The organism is Pseudarthrobacter sp. GQ63, from assembly GCF_059758765.1.
In genome coordinates this window covers 66,767-85,010 of sequence record NZ_JCAXEF010000007.1, presented here as the reverse complement: position 1 = coordinate 85,010, position 18,244 = coordinate 66,767, and the positions used below count along the sequence as shown (strand labels likewise).

The following is an 18,244-nucleotide window of genomic DNA, read 5'->3' as shown; positions in this document are numbered from 1 at the left end:
ACCCAAAGTTTGCCAAATGTCTGATTGGATAAACCTTACTGAAGGGTACAAGGGAAGCGCCGTTTCCCACCGACCACAGAGGCAGCAATGGAGCACATCGAGGCCGAACATCCCCGGCCACGCCACTTCCTTCTCCACCTGAGCGATCCCCACTTGATGGGAGGTCCGGACCCCCTTTACGGCGTCGTTGACAGCGAAGCCCGGCTCATTCAGCTCTTCGAAGAGGTCAAGGCCTCCGGTGCGCGGCCCGAGGCCGTCATCTTCACGGGGGACCTTGCCGACAAGGGCGATCCCGAGGCCTACGTCAAGCTCCGGGCCATCGTTGACCCAGCCTGCGAGGAGCTCGGGGCCAAGGTCATTTGGGCGATGGGCAACCACGACAACCGTGCCAACTTCAGGACGGGCCTGCTGGATGAGCCCGCCGATGACGGGCCCGTGGACAAGAGCTACTTCATCAACGGGCTCCGCGTCATCACAATGGACACCACCGTGCCCGGATACCACCACGGTGAACTGAGCTCCTCCCAGCTTGAGTGGCTTACACGGCAACTGGACACTCCGGCCCCCGACGGCACCATCCTGGCGCTGCACCACCCGCCCGTTCCGTCAGTCCTGGATCTTTCGGTCCTGGTGGAGCTGCGGGACCAGGCCTCGCTGGAGGCTGTGGTCCGGAACTCGGATGTCCGCACCATCCTTGCCGGCCACCTGCATTACTCGACGACGGCGAGCTTTGCCGGTATCCCCGTTTCCGTGGCCTCAGCCAGCTGCTACACCCAGGACCTGAACGTCCCCATCGGGGGCACCAGGGGGCAGGACGGCGGCCAGTCCTTCAACCTGGTCCACGTCTACGAGCACACAATCGTGCACTCGGTGGTTCCCATGGGACGTTCGACGACGGTGGGCGAGTACGTCTCCCCGGAAGAGACAAAGCGGCGCCTGGACGCCGCCGGGGTCCGGATTCCGGAAAGCGCCAAGCAACGGAGCAACGCGAAGCTCGGGCAGCCCACCAGCCGCTAGGAGCATAAACAAAGGTCCGTGCCGCCAGCGGCACGGACCTTTGTTTTAAGCCCTATTTTTCCCAGGGCGCCTTGATGGGGAAGTACTTGTCCAGGAAATCGGTGACCAGTGCAGCGCGCTCGTCGGCCGGCACTTCCGGGAAACTGCCGTCGTTCAGGCAGAAGAAGTCCATGTTCCGCTTGGCCAGGAGCTTGGGCAGGTACTTCAGCCCCGATTTCATGGTGGTGTCGATGTAGCGGACCTTCGCCGCCGTCTGGGTTACCGCCCGGCCGGTGAGCAGTGCGTAGTAGTGGTAGAACGAGTTGGTGACGGAGATGTTGTCCGCCGCCCGGAAACGGCTGGCAGCCGTCTTCCGGAACTCTTCCGGGAACTCGCGCTCCATCTTTGACACCACGCTGCGGCGAAGCGGTGCCGCACAGTGCTCCAGGTGGCGGGTGGTGATCCGCCCGAACCGGTTCCACAGCAGCTTGCGGTTAACGCGGGCTGCGTTCTCAAACCCGCTCCGCTCAACGGCGTTCTCACCCAGGCCGATCCGGGTTTCCGCCTCGACGAACTTGGTGATGCCGCCGGGCGTGAAAAACAGGTCCGGGCTGACCGGCCGGCCGAAGAACATGTCGTCGTTCGAATACAGGAAGTGCTCCGAGAGGCCTTCGATGTTGTGGAGCTGGCACTCCACCGCCTGCGAATTATGCGTGGGAAGCACCGAGGGGTCCGAGAAGAACTCTTCACTGCGGACAATGGTCACCGAGGGATGGTCCGCCAGCCACTCAGGAGCCGGTGAGTCCGTGGCGATGAAGATGCGGCGGATCCACGGGGCGAACATGTACACGGACCGGAGTGCGTATTTGAGTTCGTTGATTTGCCGGAAACGGGCCTCGTGGTCGTCGCCCTCGCCCAGGACAACGTCCTTCTGCTGGGCACGCCGGGCGGCAATGTACTCGGGGGAGCTGCCGTCCACCCAGGAGAACACCAGGTCGATGTCGAAGCTGATGTCGCTGGCGTGGTCGGCGAACATGTTCTCGATGGTGGGCCAGGTGTGGCCGTACCGCTCCACGGTGCCGCGGACGGCATCCTGGCGGAGCAGGGTCCTGCGCGTGAGGGAGTTCTCGATCGGCAGGATGATCTCATTGGCCTTGAAGGACCACAGCTCAATCTGCACACCCGCTGAAGAGCCGAACTCGAAGCCGCCGTTGGGTTCCACGCGGGGCCGGTACAGGCGGAAGATGCGCGCCTGCCGGTTGGTGGAAAGCTCGCCGTCCGCAACCAGCAGCGAGGTCTTCTTCTTGGCATCCACCGTCATGGAGTAGAACGGCTCGTCCCGGCAGGCTTCCACCAGGGCCGCCCGCAGCTTCTTCCGGTCCTTCCAGTCCAGGGCAATGACCGGCCGGTCGTTGTTGCCCCTGACCAGCAGGTACGCAAGGTCAGCGTTGGCCAGCACGTTGCGCACGAACAGGAGGTCCTCCACCATGGCCTGGTAGGGGGTCCTGGTCTGGTTGATCAGCGCGATGCGGCCCTTATGCGTGATGACATCAGGGCGGGGGTTAAGCCGCTGCTCAGCTTCGGGGGAAGTGATCTCCGCGTGGAATTGTTCCTCTACGGATGCCTGTCCTCCGTAGTAGACCTCGTCTTGAACCGGTGCTTCTGTAATGGTCGTCTCCGTGCTCGTCAAAGTAAGCGTTCCTACCTGCATGATAGCCGGGCGGCTTAAACAGCAGGTTTCGGGCAGGTTCCCGGGGCCGGGGAACCGGCTTAGGCGCCCAGCGCCTCCCGCCAGCTGCGCAGGAAAGCCCCGCCGGCGTCGTCGTGGATAACGGACGCCTCAAGCCCCAGGTCCCCGGCCGTCAGGACCGGGTACGGTTTCTCCGGGATGCCGTCGGCCGGGCGGACGTCCACGTGCTTAACCGCGTGGTCGTTGTGGTGGAGCCAGTCGGCCATGGCATAGTCGGTGCGCGAATCGCCCACTGTCCGCCAGGCGGCGGGGGTGATGCCCTGCGCGGCGAGCAGTTCCACTGCCCGGCTGGCGCCCAGGTCCTTCCCAAGCCGCACCGATTCGATGTCCGTGGAGATGATGGTGGGGTCCACCCGGTAGTCCACCTCGTCGTCGGAATTGGGGGCGTGGTGGTCCAACCGGACCACGCCAAGCCCGTGCCGGGCCATCAGTTCCATGGCATCGGCGTCGAAGAGTTTCTGCTCTGCGAGGTAATCGGCGTTGGGTACCTCGATGTGCTGCTCCACCGACACCATGGCGCGCTTGGTCTCATCAAAGAACATGTGCTCGGCATAGTCCTCCGCCACCATCCGCCGGATGTCGTCCCCGTAAGCTGTGGGCACGGCGAGCTCCCGGTCCACGTGGATGGGGCCGGGTCCGGCCGCGGTGTAGCTGAACCACACGGCGCCTTTTTCGCAGATGGCGTGGATGATGGTCCCGGCCGGGATTCCGGCGGCGATCATGGGTTCCATTACCTGTTCCCGGATGAAAGCGTCGGAGCGCCCTGTGTTGAAGACAACGGGGATTCCCGCCGCCGCGAGGGCAACCAGGTCATCGATGATCTCCCGCTTCACGTCCCGCGTCACCGGGCTGGCCACCGGCCCGTCCACATCGAGCAGCAGGGCCAGCGGCGGCATGGCAGGCGCGTGGATTCCGGGTGCGGACACGGCGGGGGACTCGAATGCTGTCATGCCTCTATTCTGTCAGCTGAACCTTCCGCAGCGCCCACGGCAGCCTGTACCGGCGGTGGCCGCAGACCGCCCATGGTCACTGTTTGGCCACAACCTGCAGGAGGAACCGCCGGGTACTTTCGCTGGGGGCGCAGGATGCCTAGTGTGGCAAGGTGATATTTAAAGCTGTGGGCGAGGGCCGCCCTTACCCCGACCATGGTTATACGACGCCCAAGGAGTGGGCGTCGCTCCCGCCGCGTCCGGTCCGGCTGGACGAGCTGGTGACCACCAAGCGCACCCTTGACCTGGAAGCGCTGCTGGCTGAAGATTCCACCTTTTTCGGTGACCTGTTCCCGCACGTGGTGCAGTACCAGGGAACCCTCTACCTGGAGGACGGGCTGCACCGTGCCGTCCGCACCGCCCTGCACCAGCGCACCGCAATCCACGCCCGTGTCCTGGTGATAGATGGCTAGGAAGAAGCAGCAGGACGTCAGCGTCCTCCACGGCCACCACGTCGTCACCGGCCCGGAACTGCGTGCCACTTTTGGGGCAGCCCAGGCCGACGAAACAGCCCGCGTGCGCCGGCGCGTGCTGCACGGGGTTGTCCTGGTCCTGCTTGTGGGCCTCATCGCAGCGGCCATCATCACGGCGTTGGCGATCATCAACGGGCAGCTGAAGATCCCCGCAGCGGCGCCCGCGGAAGAATCCGTCTCCACCTGCCCGGCCGCAACGTTCGACTACACCCCGAACGACCAGATCAACCTGAACGTGTACAACTCCACCAGCCGGCCCGGGCTGGCACGTTCAGTGGCGGACGAGTTCCTGGCCCGGAAGTTCGTGGTGGGCGCCGTGTCCAACGTTGACGCCGGCTACCGCGGCGCCGCTGCCGTGATTTCGGGAGCGGCCGGGCAGTCTGCAGCGTTCAGTGTCCAGCGGAACCTGCCGGGCTCGGACTACTTCCAGGACAGCAGGACGGACGGGAGCGTGGACGTGATCCTTGCCCAGGACTACGCGGCGCTCACGCCGCCGGACCTGGTTGACCAGACGCCGGGAAGCCTCAGCTGTCCGCGCGAAAGCCGCCGCATCGCGGACGACGACAAATGGCCGGTCTTCCCGTCGGCGGCGCCCACCCCGTGACTTTCCGCGTGCACGTCAGCCGGCCACAGCCGGGAGGGGACTTACCCGGATGGGGCGGCCGTCGTCGTCGAACCTGGCGCCGGCACCCAGCTGAATGAAGCGGACGGTCCTTGCCACGCGCGCTTCCAGCTCGGCTGGCTCGTCGCTGCCCCTGGCCGCACTGGAAGACAATGTGCCCAGAATGAGCTGCGCCTGCTGGTTGATGTCGGCCGCCGGCAGGTAGCCCTGCTCCATTCCGTCCCGCAGGATGCCCTGCAGCAGCACGCTGAGCTCGCCGACATGGTCAGCGAGCTTGGCAAAGGACGACGGCGACAGCACGGCTCCCATGGCGGGTCCCGGCGGCAGGTGGCGGCGGCTGAGGTCGACCACCTGGGCGCGGACGTACAGGGCGAGCCGGTCCACGGGGTTGTCCAGCTGGCCCAGGGAGTCCCGCAGTTCCGAGAGGAACTTCTCGGTCTCATCCAGGGCGTAGGAGATCAGCAGTTCCTCGATGTCCGCGTAGTAGTTGTACACGGCAGTCCGGCCCACGCCCGCATGCCGGGCCACGTCCGTCATGGTCAGGCCGGGCAGGCCATGGGAAAAGAGGAGTTCGCCGAAGGCGGTGAGGATACGGCGCTGGGTGTCCGCTCGCTGCTCGGCGTTGCTGGCCGCTGAAATCCTGGGCATACAGACACTTTACCGCGATGTGTCAGTAAACGCCCTGACCTTTTCCTGGGCGCTCTTTTAGGCGGGGCAGCCGTCCGGCCCGCAGGCTCCGCCCTCCGCGGAATTGACCAGCACCAGCGGGTTGGCGTCCTGCCATGCCTGGTCCAGGGCTGCCGAGAACGTTTCCGTAGGCTGGGCCCCGGAGAGGCCGAACTTCCGGTCGATGACAAAGAACGGGACACCGCTGATACCCAGGGACCGCCCCTCTTCGACGTCGAAGCGGACGTCATCCGCGTACTTGTCCGTGGTGAACAGCTCGTCCACCTCGGCCTGGCCGATGCCCAGGCCCACCGCCAGTGACGTCAGGTACTCGCGGTTGCCGATGTCCTTGCCATGCTCGAAGTGGTCACTGAGCAGGCGCTCCTTGGCGGCGTCCTGCTTGCCGTGCGCGGCAGCGAGGTGGATCAGGCGGTGTGCCGTGAAGCTGTTGGCCACAACCACGGAATCGAAGCGGTAGTTCAGCCCTTCCCCGCTGGCCTCCCGGGCTACATGATCGAACATCTGTGAAACCTGCTGCGGCGGCATGCCCTTGCGGGTGCTGAGGTAGTCCAGTTCAGTTCCGTCGTAGTGCCCAGGAAGGGCGGGGTCGAGCTGGTAGCTCCGCCAGGTCACCTCCACCGCATCCCGGTGCGGAAACGCTGCCAGGGCGGCTTCAAAGCGGCGCTTGCCGATGTAGCACCACGGGCACGCGACGTCGGACCAGATTTCAATCTTCATGGTCCCAACAACCCCGCCGAGGCTGCGGTCATTCCTTGGCCCCGTGTTAGATACCTCTCAGTAGGCCTTGTCCCCGTACAGTTCGTGGGCAATAGTCAGATTGTGGGTTATGCAGACGCCCTCGGGGTGTCGCACTCCAACAGCGCCGCCGGCCTGGCCAGGTTCCGCGGAGGCGCCCGGCCCACTGGGGAGCCCGGCCTGTCATTTTTCCTGGAGGTCAGGGATGCGGATAGGACTCGTTGCCGGACCCTGGATACCGGTTCCACCATCTACGTACGGCGGAACGGAGCGGGTTGTGGACAGCCTGGCCAGGGGCTTTGCCGCTGCCGGGCACGAGGTATTGCTGGCGGCGCCGTCGGACAGCTCCTGCCCGGTGCCCCTGGCTCCTGGCATGAGGACCTCGGTCCCGCACCAGCTGAACCGGACACTCTCCGAACTCAGCCAGGTAGCCCGCGCCTATGCGGGAATGGGTGGTGTGGACATCATCCATGACCACACACTGGCCGGACCCTTGTACCTGCACAGGCCAGAGGGGATCCCTGTGGTCACGACGATCCATTGCAGGCTCGACGCCGGCGCGGCTGACATCTACGGTGCCATTGCCCGCAAGGCCGCGGTGATTGCTATTTCCCGTGACCAGGCTTCGCACGCTCCGGACGTGCCCGTGACCCGGGTGATCCATCATGGGATGGATATCGCCTCGGTGCCTGTAGGGTCCGGCAGCGGGGGGTACCTGTGCTTCGTAGGGAGGGCTTCCCGGGACAAGGGGCTGTTGGAGGCCGTCAGGATCGCCCGGGAGGCAGGAATACCGCTGAGGATCGCGGTCAAAGTGCGCGAGCAGGATGAGGTCACCTATTTCCGCGACGTCATCGAACCCATCCTGGGGCCGAACGAAGACTTTGTGGGGGAAATGGATGACGCGGCGAAGTACCGGCTGATGGGGGAGGCAATCGCGTTCCTGAACCCGATCCAGTGGCCCGAACCATTCGGCCTGGTCATGATCGAGGCACTGGCCACCGGCACGCCGGTCATCGGCACCCCAGCAGGCTCAGCGCCCGAAATCATCGATCACGGGCGGACCGGATTCCTGGGGCCCACCGACCAGCTGGCCGGCGTTGTCCATAAGGCAGCAGGCCTGGACCGCGCGCTGTGCCGGCGGACGGTGGAGCAACGGTTCAGTGAAGAACGCATGGTGAACGATTACTTGCGGCTGTTCGGGGATCTCCTTGGGGGCAAGATGCCCGCAGGGGTTCCGCATGCCGCCGGATTGCACCAGAATCTTTAAGGGGCGGGCGGTCTTCGGATCCCCGGCAGGAGCCCGCCCCTAACCGAAGGAGCCCCTTCATGACTGCATGGAACGCCGACACCGAAGCCGCTGCCTCAGAGTCAGGTTCGGTCACGGTGGTGGAGGGGTCCTCATTTTGCATTTCTTCCGGGACGGGGGACATCAGCGCTGACAGCGGTACCTACGGAGCCTTTTTCCAGGACACGCGCATTGTGTCCCACTGGATCCTGAGAATCAATGGCTCCCTCCGCGAGCCTTTGGGCGCGCAGCGGCCCAAACCCTTCGAAGCTGTGTTCGTCGGCAGGGCAAAAGGGTCCCGACGCCAGTTCGATGGCCCCCTGGTGGTGCGGCAGCACCGCCACGTCGGCCCTGGCCTGCAGGATGACATCACGCTGGAAAACTACTCGGCGGAGCCTGTGGAGTGCGAGGTCGAGCTTTTTGTGGACGCAGACCAGTCCGACCTTTTTGATGTCAAGGTGGGGCGGAGCTCCGGGCAACCGGACTCTGTCCGCACCGTCCGCAACGGCCAGCTTGTGATCGAAAGCGCCCGCAACGGGCAGCGGCGCGGCACCGCTGTCCGCGCCCGCGGTGCCGACGTAACTACAGACGGGCTCCGCTTCCATGTGACTGTCCCGGCCCGCGGCAAGTGGGCCACCAGCGTCATCGTGGTTCCCCTCATCAACGGCGAGGCTCCCGCCGGAGCCTTCTCCGAGGACGGGCTCCCACACCACCGGGAAGGCGTCCGCCGGCACCGCAACTGGGAGCAGAAGGTCCCGGTGATCACCGTTGCGGACGCCAACCTGCAGAATGTCCTGAACCGCAGCCAGAGCGACCTGGGTTCACTCCGCATTTTTGATCCGCACCACCCCGAGCGTGCAGCTGTGGCGGCCGGCGCACCCTGGTTCATGGCTCTGTTCGGGCGTGACTCCATCCTGGCCTCCTACATGAGCCTCATGGTTGATCCCACGTTGGCGGCAGGGACGCTGCAGACTTTGGCCGGTCTCCAGGGGACGAAGGTGGACCAGGATTCAGAGGAGGAACCGGGGCGCATCCCCCACGAAGTCCGGCTGGGCGTCACCGCAGGCCTGGCGTTGGGGGGCACAGCCTATTACGGAACCGCGGATGCAACCCCGCTGTTCGCGGCCCTCGTGGGGGAACTCAGCAGATGGGGCCTCTCACGGGACATCGTTGAACCATTGCTTCCCCATGTGGACCGTGCACTGGAGTGGATCGAGCATTACGGCGACCGCGATGGTGATGGGTTCGTGGAGTACATCCGGCCCAATGACCACGGGCTCGTCAACCAGGGGTGGAAAGACTCCTGGGACGGCATCAACTTCGCTGATGGCACCATGGCTGAGGCGCCCATTGCCCTCTGCGAAGTCCAGGCCTACGTCTATGGCGCCTACGTGGGCCGGTCCCTGCTGGCCCACTGGAGCGGCGACCGCGCCCTGGAACAGCACTGGGAGGAACGCGCCGCGGAGTTGAAGGCTGCTTTCAACGAGAAGTTCTGGCTGCCGGACAAAGGCTATTTCGCCGTGGCTTTGGATAAGGACAAGCGCCCGGTGGATGCCTGCACTTCCAATATGGGCCACTGCCTGTGGATGGGCATCGTGGACGAGGATAAAGCGGCATCAGTGGTGGAGCACCTGATGTCGCCGCAGATGTTTACCGGCTGGGGGATCCGCACCCTGGGTTCCGACATGGGTGCCTACAACCCCGTCAGTTACCACAACGGTTCAGTGTGGCCCCATGATTCCGCCCTGGTTGCCACCGGGCTGATGCGGTACGGGTTCGTGGAGGAGGCCCGGCAGCTGGCCACCGGTCTCTTCGACGCCGCCGAATATTTCGATGGCAGGCTGCCCGAACTCTTCTGCGGCTTTGACCGCGGCGAGTTTGAAGCGCCTGTGCCGTACCCAACCGCATGCTCGCCGCAGGCCTGGGCTGCTGCGGCGCCGGTGCAGCTGATCCGCGCGCTCCTCCGGTTCGACCCCGTGTTCACCCGCGGAGTGGTGCACCTCGCGCCCATCCTGCCGGAGGCCCTGGGCGACTTCCAGGCCGCCAACGTCCTGCTGGACACCTCCCGGATCACCATCAGGGCCCACGGAACGGGCGGCAGCATTGATGGGCTGCCGCCCGGCCTTAAACTCCTCGCCGAGCCACGTCCGCCCCTGGCCTACCCGCCCCAGGTCTATCCGGCCCAGGTCTATCCGGCCCAGGTCTATCCGGCCCAGGGCGCCTGAGAGGAGCAGTGCGGACCAATCAGGGAACCTCCCGCTCAAGCACGAAGTCGTGTTCAACCGCGCTGCCCAGCCGGAACGACTTGGTTCCCACCTTGCGGAACCCGGACTTCTCATAAAACCGGATGGCCCGGGCGTTCTGGCTGTTGACTCCCAGCCAGACGCCCCGGCCGCCGGCTTCCGCCGCCGCCTGGAGGCTGGCGTGCATCAGTTCGGCGGCGGCCCCGAGCCCGTGGTGTTCCGGGTGCACGTAGCACTTGCTCAGCTCCACTGACGGAACGATTCCCAGCGCCGAAAGGACGTCCGGGTCTTCGGCCGGCCGGTTCACCAGCAGGCTGTAGCCACGCAGCCCGCCGCTGTCGATCACCAAAATGGTGGTGTCCGGATCGGCCAGGTAGTCCTGAAAGTGGCGTTCACTGAGCGTGTTCGCAAGGTGCGCTGCGATGTCATCAGGTGACGCCGACGGTGGGCACGCCAGCGGAAAGGTGACAGCCGCCAGCGCAGCCAGCGCTCCGGCGTCGTCCGCCGCCGCCTTTCGGATGAAAGAGGTCATGCAGGGATTTTACGTCCCTGCCGTCGGGGTTACTGCTTGAAGGCGGCGTCGAAGGAGGTGTTCGACGGCGGGAAGTCGAACTTCTTGAGGGCGGCGAGGGCTTCGGGGGCGCCGTGGAGGCGGTCCATGCCGGCGTCTTCCCATTCGACCGAGATGGGGCCGTCGTAGCCGATAGCGGACAGCGCGCGGAAGGACGCTTCCCAGGGGACGTCTCCGCGTCCGGCGGAGACGAAGTCCCAGCCGCGGCGGGGGTCGCCCCAGTGGAGGTGGGAGCCCATGACGGTGTTCCGTCCTGTCTGGCGGACCTTGGTGTCCTTGCAGTCCACGTGGTAGATCCGGTCCTTGAAGTCCCAGATGAAGGAGACGGGATCGATGCCCTGCCACATCATGTGCGACGGGTCCCAGTTCAGGCCGAACGCTTCGCGGTGGCCGATCGCTTCGAGGGTGCGGACGGTGGTCCAGTAGTCGTAGGCGATTTCGGAGGGGTGGACCTCATGGGCGAACCGGACGCCGCATTCGTCGAAGACGTCCAGGATGGGGTTCCAGCGGTCGGCGAAGTCCTGGTAGCCGGCGTCGATGACCTTTTCAGGGACGGGCGGGAACATGGCGACGTACTGCCAGATGGCGGAGCCCGTGAAGCCGACGACGGTGTCCACGCCGAGTGCCTTGGCGAGCCGGGCGGTGTGCTGCATTTCCTCTGCGGCCCGCTGGCGGACGCCTTCGGGGTTGCCGTCGCCCCAGACCTTGGGCCCCACGATGGCCTGGTGGCGGAAGTCGATGGGGTCATCGCAGACGGCCTGGCCCTTGAGGTGGTTGGAGATGGCCCAGACCTTGAGGTTGTATTTGTCCAGCAGGGCGAGCTTGGACTCGATGTAGCCGGGCTCGTCCCAGCGCCAGGCGTCCAGGTGGTCGCCGGAAACGGCGATTTCCAGGCCGTCGTACCCCCAGCCGGAGGCGAGTTTGGCGACTTCCTCCAGGGGCAGGTCGGCCCACTGGCCGGTGAACAGGGTAAACGGGCGGGGCATATCAAGCTCCTTCGGTGGTACCGGCTGTGCCGGGGGCCGGGGTTGCGTTGGGGGAGAGCTGGACCAGGGTGCTGTTGGAGGCGGCGGATTGCTCCACGGCGTCCAGGATGCGCTGTACTGCCAATCCGTCCTCGAACGACGGCGACGGCGCGGTCCCGGAGCTGACGGCCAGCAGGAAGTCGCGGACCTCGTGCGTGAAGGTGTGCTCCCAGCCGATGATGTGTCCCTGCGGCCACCACGCATCCAGGTAGGGGTGCTCCGGCTCCGTGACAACGATCCGACGGAACCCTTGCTCCCGGGCGGGTGCGGTGGCGTCTAGGAACTGGAGTTCGTTGAGGTTTTCCAGGTCGAACCGGAGGGCTCCCTTGTCGCCGAAAACCTCGAGCTGGAGGGAGTTCTTCCGGCCGGTGGCCACCCGGGATGCCTCCACTGAGGCGATTGCCCCGGAGGCGAGGGACAGCGTTGCCCAGGCGGCGTCGTCGACCGTTACGTCCTCCAGCCCGCCTGCGGGACCGCCCGTGCCGGGGCGGCGGTTCACGAAGGTGTGCATCCGGCCCGAAACTTCGGTGACGTGGTCACCGAGCAGGAACAGGACCTGGTCGATGGCGTGGGAGGCGATGTCGCCCAGCGCGCCGGAGCCCGCGGTTTCCTTCTTCAGCCGCCAGGTCATGGGCGCCTGGTCATCGGCGAGCCAGTCCTGCAGGTAGGCGGCGCGGACGTGCCGGACCGTTCCGATCCTGCCCTCGGCGATGAGTTCTTTGGCCAGTGCGAGGGCCGGGACCCTGCGGTAGTTGAAGCCGACCATCGACTGCGCGCCCCGGGTCCTGGCGGCGCCGGCGGCAGCGGTCATGGCTTCGGCCTCGGCCAAGGTGTTGGCCAGGGGCTTTTCCAGCAGCACATGCTTGCCGGCATCCAGGGCGGCGATGGCGATTTCCGCGTGCATCCAGCCGGGTGCGCAGACATCGATGATGTGGATGTCGTCCCGGTCCAGGACAGTCCGCCAGTCCGTGGCGGTTTCTGCCCACCCGTACTTGGCGGCGGCCTCCGCAGCGGCTTCGGCATCCCGGCCCACCAGGACCTTCTGCTCGAACGCGGGGACGTCGAAGTAACTGGCCACGTTCCGCCACGCGTTGGAGTGTGCCTTGCCCATAAACGCGTAGCCGATCATGGCCACGCCCAGCGGCGCGGTGGTGCCTGCGTCCGGGCTCATGCGGAGTCTCCTAGGGTCAGGGTTTCCGGTGCCCAGTCTTCGGGGAGGGGTGCCGACGCCGGAGCGGAGCTTGCCACGTCCACGAACGTTCCTGAATCCATGGACTCCGAGATGGAGACCATCGCATCCAGCACGTGGTACGCCAGGTCGCCGGTTGCCCGGTGCGGGACACCGGTGCGGAGCGAGCGCGCCATGTCCAGGACGCCCATACCGCGGCCGTTCGCAGGCCCCGTGGCCGGGATGGTGGTCCAATCCTCGTCGCCCGCGCGCCAGAGCCTGACGTCGCCGTCGAAGTTGTTGGGATCTGGCAGGGAAAGGGTGGCCTCCGTCCCGGTGATCTCCACGAAGCCCATCCGCTGGCGGGGGGATTCGAAGGAGAAGACGCTGTGGGAGGATGCTCCGCTCTCGAACTGGGCCATCGCTGAGACGTGGGTGGGGACTTCCACCGTGAATTCCTCGCCGGCCTTGGGGCCGGAACCGATCACGCGGACTTCTTTGGATTTAGAACCGACGGCGGCCACCTTGCGGATGGAGCCGAATGCCTGCACCAGGGTGGTGAGGTAGTACGGGCCCATGTCGAACAGCGGGCCCGCACCGTACTGGAACAGGAAAGCCGGGTTGGGGTGCCAGGACTCCGGTCCGGGCGTCTGGAACGTGGTCATGGCCGTCAGCGGGGTGCCGATGTCGCCGCGCTGGATGAGGCGCAGCGCGGTCTGGAGGCCGGCGCCGAGGAACGTATCGGGGGCGCAGCCCAGGCGGATGCCTGCGGAGTCCGCCGTCTTGAGCAGGCCCAGCCCGGATTCCCGGTCCAGGGAGAACGGCTTTTCCGTCCAGACGTGCTTGCCGGCGTTGACGGCTGCGGTGGCCACCTCGACGTGCGCTGCGGGGATGGTCAGGTTGACGATGATTTCGACGTCGGGATGGTGCAGTGCCTTCTCCACCCCGCCCCACTCGGCGATTCCGTATTCCTTGGCCCGGGCCTCGGCGGCCTCCTCGAAGAGGTCCGCGATGACGTGGACCTTGAGGTCAGGGAACGTGGTGAGGTTGTCCAGGTACTGCTTGCTGATGTTGCCCGCGCCGATGACGCCGACGCCAACCGGGCCCTTGGCCGTGGAGGGGATGCTCATGCCTGGGCTCCTTCGGTCTTTGCGGCGGCATTGAGGAATGCAAGGCTCTCCGCGATGCCCTCGAAGATGTCCCCGGCATAGTCGTCGAATTCCACCACGCCCACCTCCAGGGAAGTGGCGGCGGCGATCACGTCCAGGACCGGAACCCGGCCCTTGCCTGCAGGCTGCTGCGCCTTGGTGTCCGTAGTGAGGGGCCCGTCCTTGATGTGGATCAGCTTCACCCGGTCGCCGAGCTTGGCGAGGATGTCCACGGGGTCCTGCCCGCCGACAGCCACCCAGTAGGTATCCACTTCAAGGACCAGTTCCGGATCGAGCAGGCCGGCGAAGTACTCCAGGGCGGTCCGGCCCTCGATGGTGGACTCCAGCTCCCATTGGTGGTTGTGGTAGCCAACCCGGATGCCGTATTCGGCACCCTTCTTGGCGGCTTCATTCAATGCCGCTGCCGTGGCCTGGATGTCCTCTGCCGTCTGCCAGCGGTCGGCGGGGATGAACGGGTCGATCACCGTGGTGATGCCCAGGCTTTTGGCCGCCGCGAAGATCTGGTCCTGGTCCTGGCTGAGCAGCGGTGCGTGGCCGGACGGTGCCGTCAGTCCATTCTCTTTCAGGGCGGCCCCCAGTTCCTTTGCGGTGGCCACGAAGTTGTAGGGCTCCACCTGGGTAAAGCCGATGTTCGCGACCCTGCGGATGGTTCCCTCCAGATCCGCCTGGATGGCGTCGCGCAGGGTGTAGAGCTGAATTGAGTAGGACAAGGTGTCTCCTGGTTGCTTGGCCGTGCCGGCAAGTGTGATGCAGGTCTACCTGCAAAGCTAGGAGTACTTTTACCGAACGTCAAGCAAAAGCTGCTGCCGTGACATAAATAAGTAGATCTGCTATCCATGTCCTATGAACAAGACCACCGGCCGGCAGGCTTCCGCCGAAGCCCAGGCGTTGCCGGGACGCGCAGGCGACATCTTCCAGCTGCTGCGGGACGGCAGGGCCCGCACCCGCGCCGAGCTGGCCGGCACCACAGGCCTGGCCAGGTCAACCGTTGCCGCCCGGATTGACGCCCTGATCTCTTCCGGACTTGTTGGCCCGGCAGGTGAGGCAACCTCCAGCGGCGGGAGGCCGCCGTCGCGCTTTGCCTTCAACCCGGCCGCCCGGGTGGTGCTGGCGGTGGACGTCGGAGCCACGCACGTGGCGCTCGCCGTGACGGACCTGGGCGGATCTGTGCTTGCTGAACGGCGGGTGGACCAGCAGGTGGCGGACGGGCCCGAGAAGGTCCTGGGGCTGGTGGTCCGCGAGGCGGCGAAATTACTGGCGTCGGCATCGCGGGGCGTGGCGGACCTGGCGGGTGTGGGGATCGGGCTGCCCGGACCCGTGGAGCATGACACAGGCCGCCCCGTAAAACCGCCCATCATGCCCGGCTGGGACGGGTTCGATGTGGTCCGGTTTGTCCAGCGCTCGCTGCCGGTCCCCGTGCTGGTGGACAACGACGTCAACATCATGGCGCTGGGCGAACGAACCGCACACTGGCCGGACCAGGACAATTTCATCTTCGTGAAAGTGGCCACCGGCATCGGCGCGGGCATCATCAGCAGCGGCGAGCTGCAGCGCGGCGCCAACGGCACGGCCGGAGACCTCGGCCACGTCCGTGTCCCCCGCGGGGACGACGTCCTGTGCCGCTGCGGAAACCATGGCTGCCTCGAAGCCCTCGCCTCAGGCCCCGCCATTGCCGCAGCCTTGAGCAGTGAGGGTCTGGAAGCGGCGAAGGGGGCGGACGTGGTCAGCCTGGTGGCCCAGGGAAACCAGCAGGCAATCCAGGCCTTGCGCCAGGCAGGCCGGGACGTGGGCGATGTGCTCGCCACCGTGGTGAACCTCCTGAACCCGTCGGTCATTGTGATCGGAGGAAGCATCGGAGACTCGGGTGAGCACCTCGTGGCCGGCGTCCGGGAGGTTGTCTACCGGCGCTCGCTGCCCCTTGCCACATCGCAGCTCCGGATCGGGCTGTCCCACGCGGGGGACAAGGCCGCCATCCTCGGCGCCAGCCAGCTGGTGACCCAGCATGTCCTTTCTCCGGCGGTTATCGAGGCAACCCTTGCCGGAAACGCCATGGCCGGCTGAAGACCGGCTACGGTGCGATGGTCCGGACGGGCGCGCCGGCCAGCCAGGCGGTGACGTCCTCGAATGCCCCGCCGTAGAACTGGCGGTAGCTTTCCCGCGTGACGTAGCCGAGGTGCGGCGAGAGCACCGTATTGGGCGCGGCGAGGAGCGGATGCCCGGCCAGCAGCGGTTCCTGGTCGAACACGTCCAGCGCCGCCCCCCGGATCCAGCCCTCGCTGAGGGCCTTCAGCAGTGCGTCCTGGTTGACCAGCGGGCCCCGGGCGGTGTTGACCAGGATGCCTTCGGGTCCCAGCAGGCGCAGCTCCGGTTCGCCCACGATGTTTTCCGAACGTGCGGAGAGCCGAAGGTGGAGTGTGGCGACGTCTGACTGGCGGAACAGCTCCTCCTTGGACACCAGCCGCGCACCGGCCTCCTCCGCCGCCCCGGCCGTCAGGTTTTGGCTCCAGGCCAGCACCTCCATCCCGAACGCCTGCCCATAGGCCGCAATGCGGCGCCCGATCTTGCCAAGCCCCACAACACCGAGGGTTTTTCCTGCCAGCTCGAATCCCACCGAGGTCTGCCACGTGCCGGCGCGCAGGGAGTTTTCCTCGGCCGTCAGGTTCCTGGCGATGGCCAGCAGGAGTGCCCACGTCAGCTCGGGAGCGGCGGTGGGCGAACCCGGAGTGCCGCAGACGGTGATGCCCTGCTCGGCGGCGGCGGCAACATCAATGGAGGCATTCGCCATCCCGGTGGTCACCAGGAGCTGGAGGCCGGGAAGTTTCTCGAGCACTTCGCGTCTAAAAGCAGTCCGCTCGCGCATGGCAACCACTATGGTGGCATCCGCCAGCGCGGCCACCAGGGACTCGGATGAGGCGAAAGGTTCACGGTAGGTGACAACGCTTACCCCCTCCGCTTCCAGGGCTGCCCAGTCTGCAAAACCATGGGCCACATTCTGGTAATCATCAAGGATGGCGAGGCGGTGCTGCATGGCGTTGTCCTTCGTCCCGGATCTCTGGCGTGAAGTTCATCGTAAGCCCGTGGGTCCTGCGGGGACGCCTGGAACCGCTGAACCGCCGGGCGTGATAGCAATGGGAGTGATGAAACCACCCCCAGACCGGTCCCTGGCCCTGTGAGCGGCCGAATCCTTGCCCGGATTCCCTACAGCTGGATCCTGCTGGCCTGCATTGGCCTGCTGGCACTTAATCTTCGGGGCCCGTTCATAGCCGTTGCCCCGGTGGTGGACCTGATGCAGGCCGAGCTTAACTTCTCGCCGGTGCTGTTGGGGCTGCTGACCAGCATCCCTGTCCTCTGCTTCTCCCTTGCCGCACCCCTGGCATCATTGGCAGCCAGGAAGTTCGGCGCCGAGTTCGCAGTGACGCTGACCATCCTTGGAGTGCTGGCCGGCGTCCTGGTCCGTTCCTCGGGAGGGCCGGTCCTGGTGATGGCCGGCACGGTGGTGATCGGCCTGGCCATTACAGTGGGCAACATTGCGGTGCCCCTGATTATCCGCCGTGACTTTGCGCCGGCCCGGCAGGGGACCGCGATGGGCATCTACACGGCAGCCCTGAACATCGGCTCGTTCCTGACGTCGGTGATCACGGCACCACTGGCCAGCGTGGCGGGGTGGAGGTTCGCGCTGGGATCGGTGGCGGTCCTGGCGGTGGCAGCGGTGGCGTTCTGGATTTTCGCGGTGGGTCCGCGAAGCGCATTCCTGGTCTCGCCCGAAAGCACGGCGGACACCAGCCTGGCGCCGGTCCGGGGCTCGCGCTGGATCACTGCGGGGCTGACGGCGGGCTTCGCCGGGCAGGCGTTTTCCTATTACGGGGTGACAGCCTGGCTGCCCAGTTACCTCAACGACGAGCTGGGAATGTCCGCAACCGAAGCCGGGGCGGCTTCCTCCATCTTCCAGATCCTCGCCATTGTGGGCGGTCTTGGAGTGCCGTTTGCCGCCAAATACATGAGCATGGCGTCCCTGGCGGTCACCTTGGGTGTCCTGTGGATTACTGTGCCCGCCGGGCTGCTGCTCGCTCCCGGGGCGTGGTGGCTGTGGTCCACTGCCGGCGGTATCGCCCAGGGCGGCGGCATCACCGTCATCTTCATCGCCATCATCCGGCTGGCCAGGGACCAGGCGTCGGCAGGACGCATGTCCGCCGTGGTGCAGGGCGCCGGCTACGCAATCGGAGCAGCCGCCCCGCCGCTGGTGGGCTACATCCACGACGTCTCGGGCTCCTGGACCCCGGCACTGCTGGTGATCCTGGCATCCGTGCTGACGTTCTTTGCCAGCACTGCCCTCTCCGTGCGGCGGGTGCCAAAGGGCCGCTGAGCCAGGCGCCGCCGTCGTACATCCTTCCCCGCCTTGGGACGCTCTCTCACTTAACGCACCTTAACGAGAAACGCTCTCTCACTTTCCTGGGGAAAGTGAGAGAGCGATCGGGGATTTCCTGCATTAAGTGAGAGAGCGTCCGGGGGTGGGGATGTTCCGTCGCCGGGC

Annotated in this window: 17 protein-coding genes; 7 read left to right on the top strand and 10 right to left on the bottom strand. The window is 66.0% G+C overall.

Annotated elements, in window-relative coordinates:
• The first annotated feature begins 87 nt into the window (after nucleotides 1–87).
• On the top strand, nucleotides 88–1,017 hold the full coding sequence (locus AC6CHP_RS12985; protein WP_498230329.1) for a phosphodiesterase: 930 nt from the start codon (nucleotides 88–90) through the stop codon (nucleotides 1,015–1,017).
• 52 nt (nucleotides 1,018–1,069) lie between these two features.
• Here the strand turns inward: AC6CHP_RS12985 and AC6CHP_RS12980 are convergent, their stop codons facing one another.
• Nucleotides 1,070–2,707: a stealth family protein gene (locus AC6CHP_RS12980; RefSeq protein WP_377193477.1), complete on the bottom strand. Its 1,638-nt coding sequence runs from the start codon at nucleotides 2,705–2,707 to the stop codon at nucleotides 1,070–1,072.
• 59 nt (nucleotides 2,708–2,766) lie between these two features.
• The gene (locus AC6CHP_RS12975) at nucleotides 2,767–3,696 is read right to left on the bottom strand and encodes a hypothetical protein (protein ID WP_498230327.1); all 930 of its coding nucleotides are present in this window, start codon (nucleotides 3,694–3,696) and stop codon (nucleotides 2,767–2,769) included.
• A gap of 152 nt (nucleotides 3,697–3,848) precedes the next feature.
• On the opposite strand from AC6CHP_RS12975, the gene AC6CHP_RS12970 reads away from it, so the two are divergent.
• Complete coding sequence (locus AC6CHP_RS12970) at nucleotides 3,849–4,148, top strand: type II toxin-antitoxin system VapB family antitoxin (protein WP_102976783.1); 300 nt, start codon at nucleotides 3,849–3,851, stop codon at nucleotides 4,146–4,148.
• The gene (locus AC6CHP_RS12965) at nucleotides 4,141–4,812 is read left to right on the top strand and encodes a LytR C-terminal domain-containing protein (protein WP_188731873.1); all 672 of its coding nucleotides are present in this window, start codon (nucleotides 4,141–4,143) and stop codon (nucleotides 4,810–4,812) included. The genes AC6CHP_RS12970 and AC6CHP_RS12965 overlap by 8 nt, the downstream gene beginning before the upstream one ends.
• Nucleotides 4,813–4,827: 15 nt before the next feature.
• Here AC6CHP_RS12965 and AC6CHP_RS12960 read toward each other — a convergent pair whose 3' ends face one another.
• Together AC6CHP_RS12960 and AC6CHP_RS12955 are read right to left on the bottom strand one after the other, a co-directional pair.
• The gene (locus AC6CHP_RS12960) at nucleotides 4,828–5,478 is read right to left on the bottom strand and encodes a TetR/AcrR family transcriptional regulator (protein ID WP_188731871.1); all 651 of its coding nucleotides are present in this window, start codon (nucleotides 5,476–5,478) and stop codon (nucleotides 4,828–4,830) included.
• Nucleotides 5,479–5,535: 57 nt separating this feature from the next.
• Nucleotides 5,536–6,234 (bottom strand): DsbA family oxidoreductase, encoded by a 699-nt coding sequence (locus tag AC6CHP_RS12955; protein WP_377193473.1) that lies wholly within the window; start codon nucleotides 6,232–6,234, stop codon nucleotides 5,536–5,538.
• Between the two features lie 223 nt (nucleotides 6,235–6,457).
• Between AC6CHP_RS12955 and AC6CHP_RS12950 the strand changes: the two genes are divergently transcribed.
• Both AC6CHP_RS12950 and AC6CHP_RS12945 read left to right on the top strand, forming a co-directional pair.
• Nucleotides 6,458–7,519 carry a glycosyltransferase family 4 protein gene (locus AC6CHP_RS12950; RefSeq protein ID WP_498230324.1) on the top strand — a complete coding sequence of 354 codons (1,062 nt, stop codon included), beginning with the start codon at nucleotides 6,458–6,460 and terminating at the stop codon, nucleotides 7,517–7,519.
• Nucleotides 7,520–7,578: 59 nt separating this feature from the next.
• Nucleotides 7,579–9,762 (top strand): amylo-alpha-1,6-glucosidase, encoded by a 2,184-nt coding sequence (locus AC6CHP_RS12945; RefSeq protein ID WP_498230322.1) that lies wholly within the window; start codon nucleotides 7,579–7,581, stop codon nucleotides 9,760–9,762.
• Nucleotides 9,763–9,781: 19 nt separating this feature from the next.
• Here AC6CHP_RS12945 and AC6CHP_RS12940 read toward each other — a convergent pair whose 3' ends face one another.
• From AC6CHP_RS12940 to AC6CHP_RS12920, 5 genes are read right to left on the bottom strand one after another with little or no spacing between them, the layout of a single operon-like run.
• A complete protein-coding gene (locus AC6CHP_RS12940) occupies nucleotides 9,782–10,312 on the bottom strand; it encodes a GNAT family N-acetyltransferase (RefSeq protein WP_498230320.1) in 531 nt (176 codons plus the stop codon).
• Nucleotides 10,313–10,341: 29 nt separating this feature from the next.
• Nucleotides 10,342–11,337 carry a sugar phosphate isomerase/epimerase family protein gene (locus AC6CHP_RS12935; RefSeq protein ID WP_498230318.1) on the bottom strand — a complete coding sequence of 332 codons (996 nt, stop codon included), beginning with the start codon at nucleotides 11,335–11,337 and terminating at the stop codon, nucleotides 10,342–10,344.
• 1 nt (nucleotide 11,338) lies between these two features.
• Nucleotides 11,339–12,547 carry a Gfo/Idh/MocA family protein gene (locus tag AC6CHP_RS12930; protein ID WP_498230316.1) on the bottom strand — a complete coding sequence of 403 codons (1,209 nt, stop codon included), beginning with the start codon at nucleotides 12,545–12,547 and terminating at the stop codon, nucleotides 11,339–11,341.
• Nucleotides 12,544–13,674: a Gfo/Idh/MocA family protein gene (locus AC6CHP_RS12925; RefSeq protein ID WP_498230314.1), complete on the bottom strand. Its 1,131-nt coding sequence runs from the start codon at nucleotides 13,672–13,674 to the stop codon at nucleotides 12,544–12,546. Before AC6CHP_RS12925 ends, AC6CHP_RS12930 begins: the two co-directional genes overlap by 4 nt.
• Nucleotides 13,671–14,423: a sugar phosphate isomerase/epimerase family protein gene (locus tag AC6CHP_RS12920; RefSeq protein ID WP_498230312.1), complete on the bottom strand. Its 753-nt coding sequence runs from the start codon at nucleotides 14,421–14,423 to the stop codon at nucleotides 13,671–13,673. The genes AC6CHP_RS12925 and AC6CHP_RS12920 overlap by 4 nt, the downstream gene beginning before the upstream one ends.
• A 133-nt stretch (nucleotides 14,424–14,556) precedes the next feature.
• Here AC6CHP_RS12920 and AC6CHP_RS12915 point away from each other — a divergent pair, with 133 nt between their 5' ends.
• Nucleotides 14,557–15,774, top strand: coding sequence for an ROK family transcriptional regulator (locus AC6CHP_RS12915; protein WP_377193461.1), 1,218 nt, complete (start codon nucleotides 14,557–14,559; stop codon nucleotides 15,772–15,774).
• 7 nt (nucleotides 15,775–15,781) lie between these two features.
• On the opposite strand, the gene AC6CHP_RS12910 is transcribed toward AC6CHP_RS12915, so the two are convergent.
• Nucleotides 15,782–16,741: a D-2-hydroxyacid dehydrogenase family protein gene (locus tag AC6CHP_RS12910; RefSeq protein WP_498230309.1), complete on the bottom strand. Its 960-nt coding sequence runs from the start codon at nucleotides 16,739–16,741 to the stop codon at nucleotides 15,782–15,784.
• A 141-nt stretch (nucleotides 16,742–16,882) separates the two neighbouring features.
• Between AC6CHP_RS12910 and AC6CHP_RS12905 the strand changes: the two genes are divergently transcribed.
• A complete protein-coding gene (locus AC6CHP_RS12905) occupies nucleotides 16,883–18,076 on the top strand; it encodes an MFS transporter (RefSeq protein ID WP_427116266.1) in 1,194 nt (397 codons plus the stop codon).
• The last annotated feature ends 168 nt before the right edge of the window (nucleotides 18,077–18,244 follow it).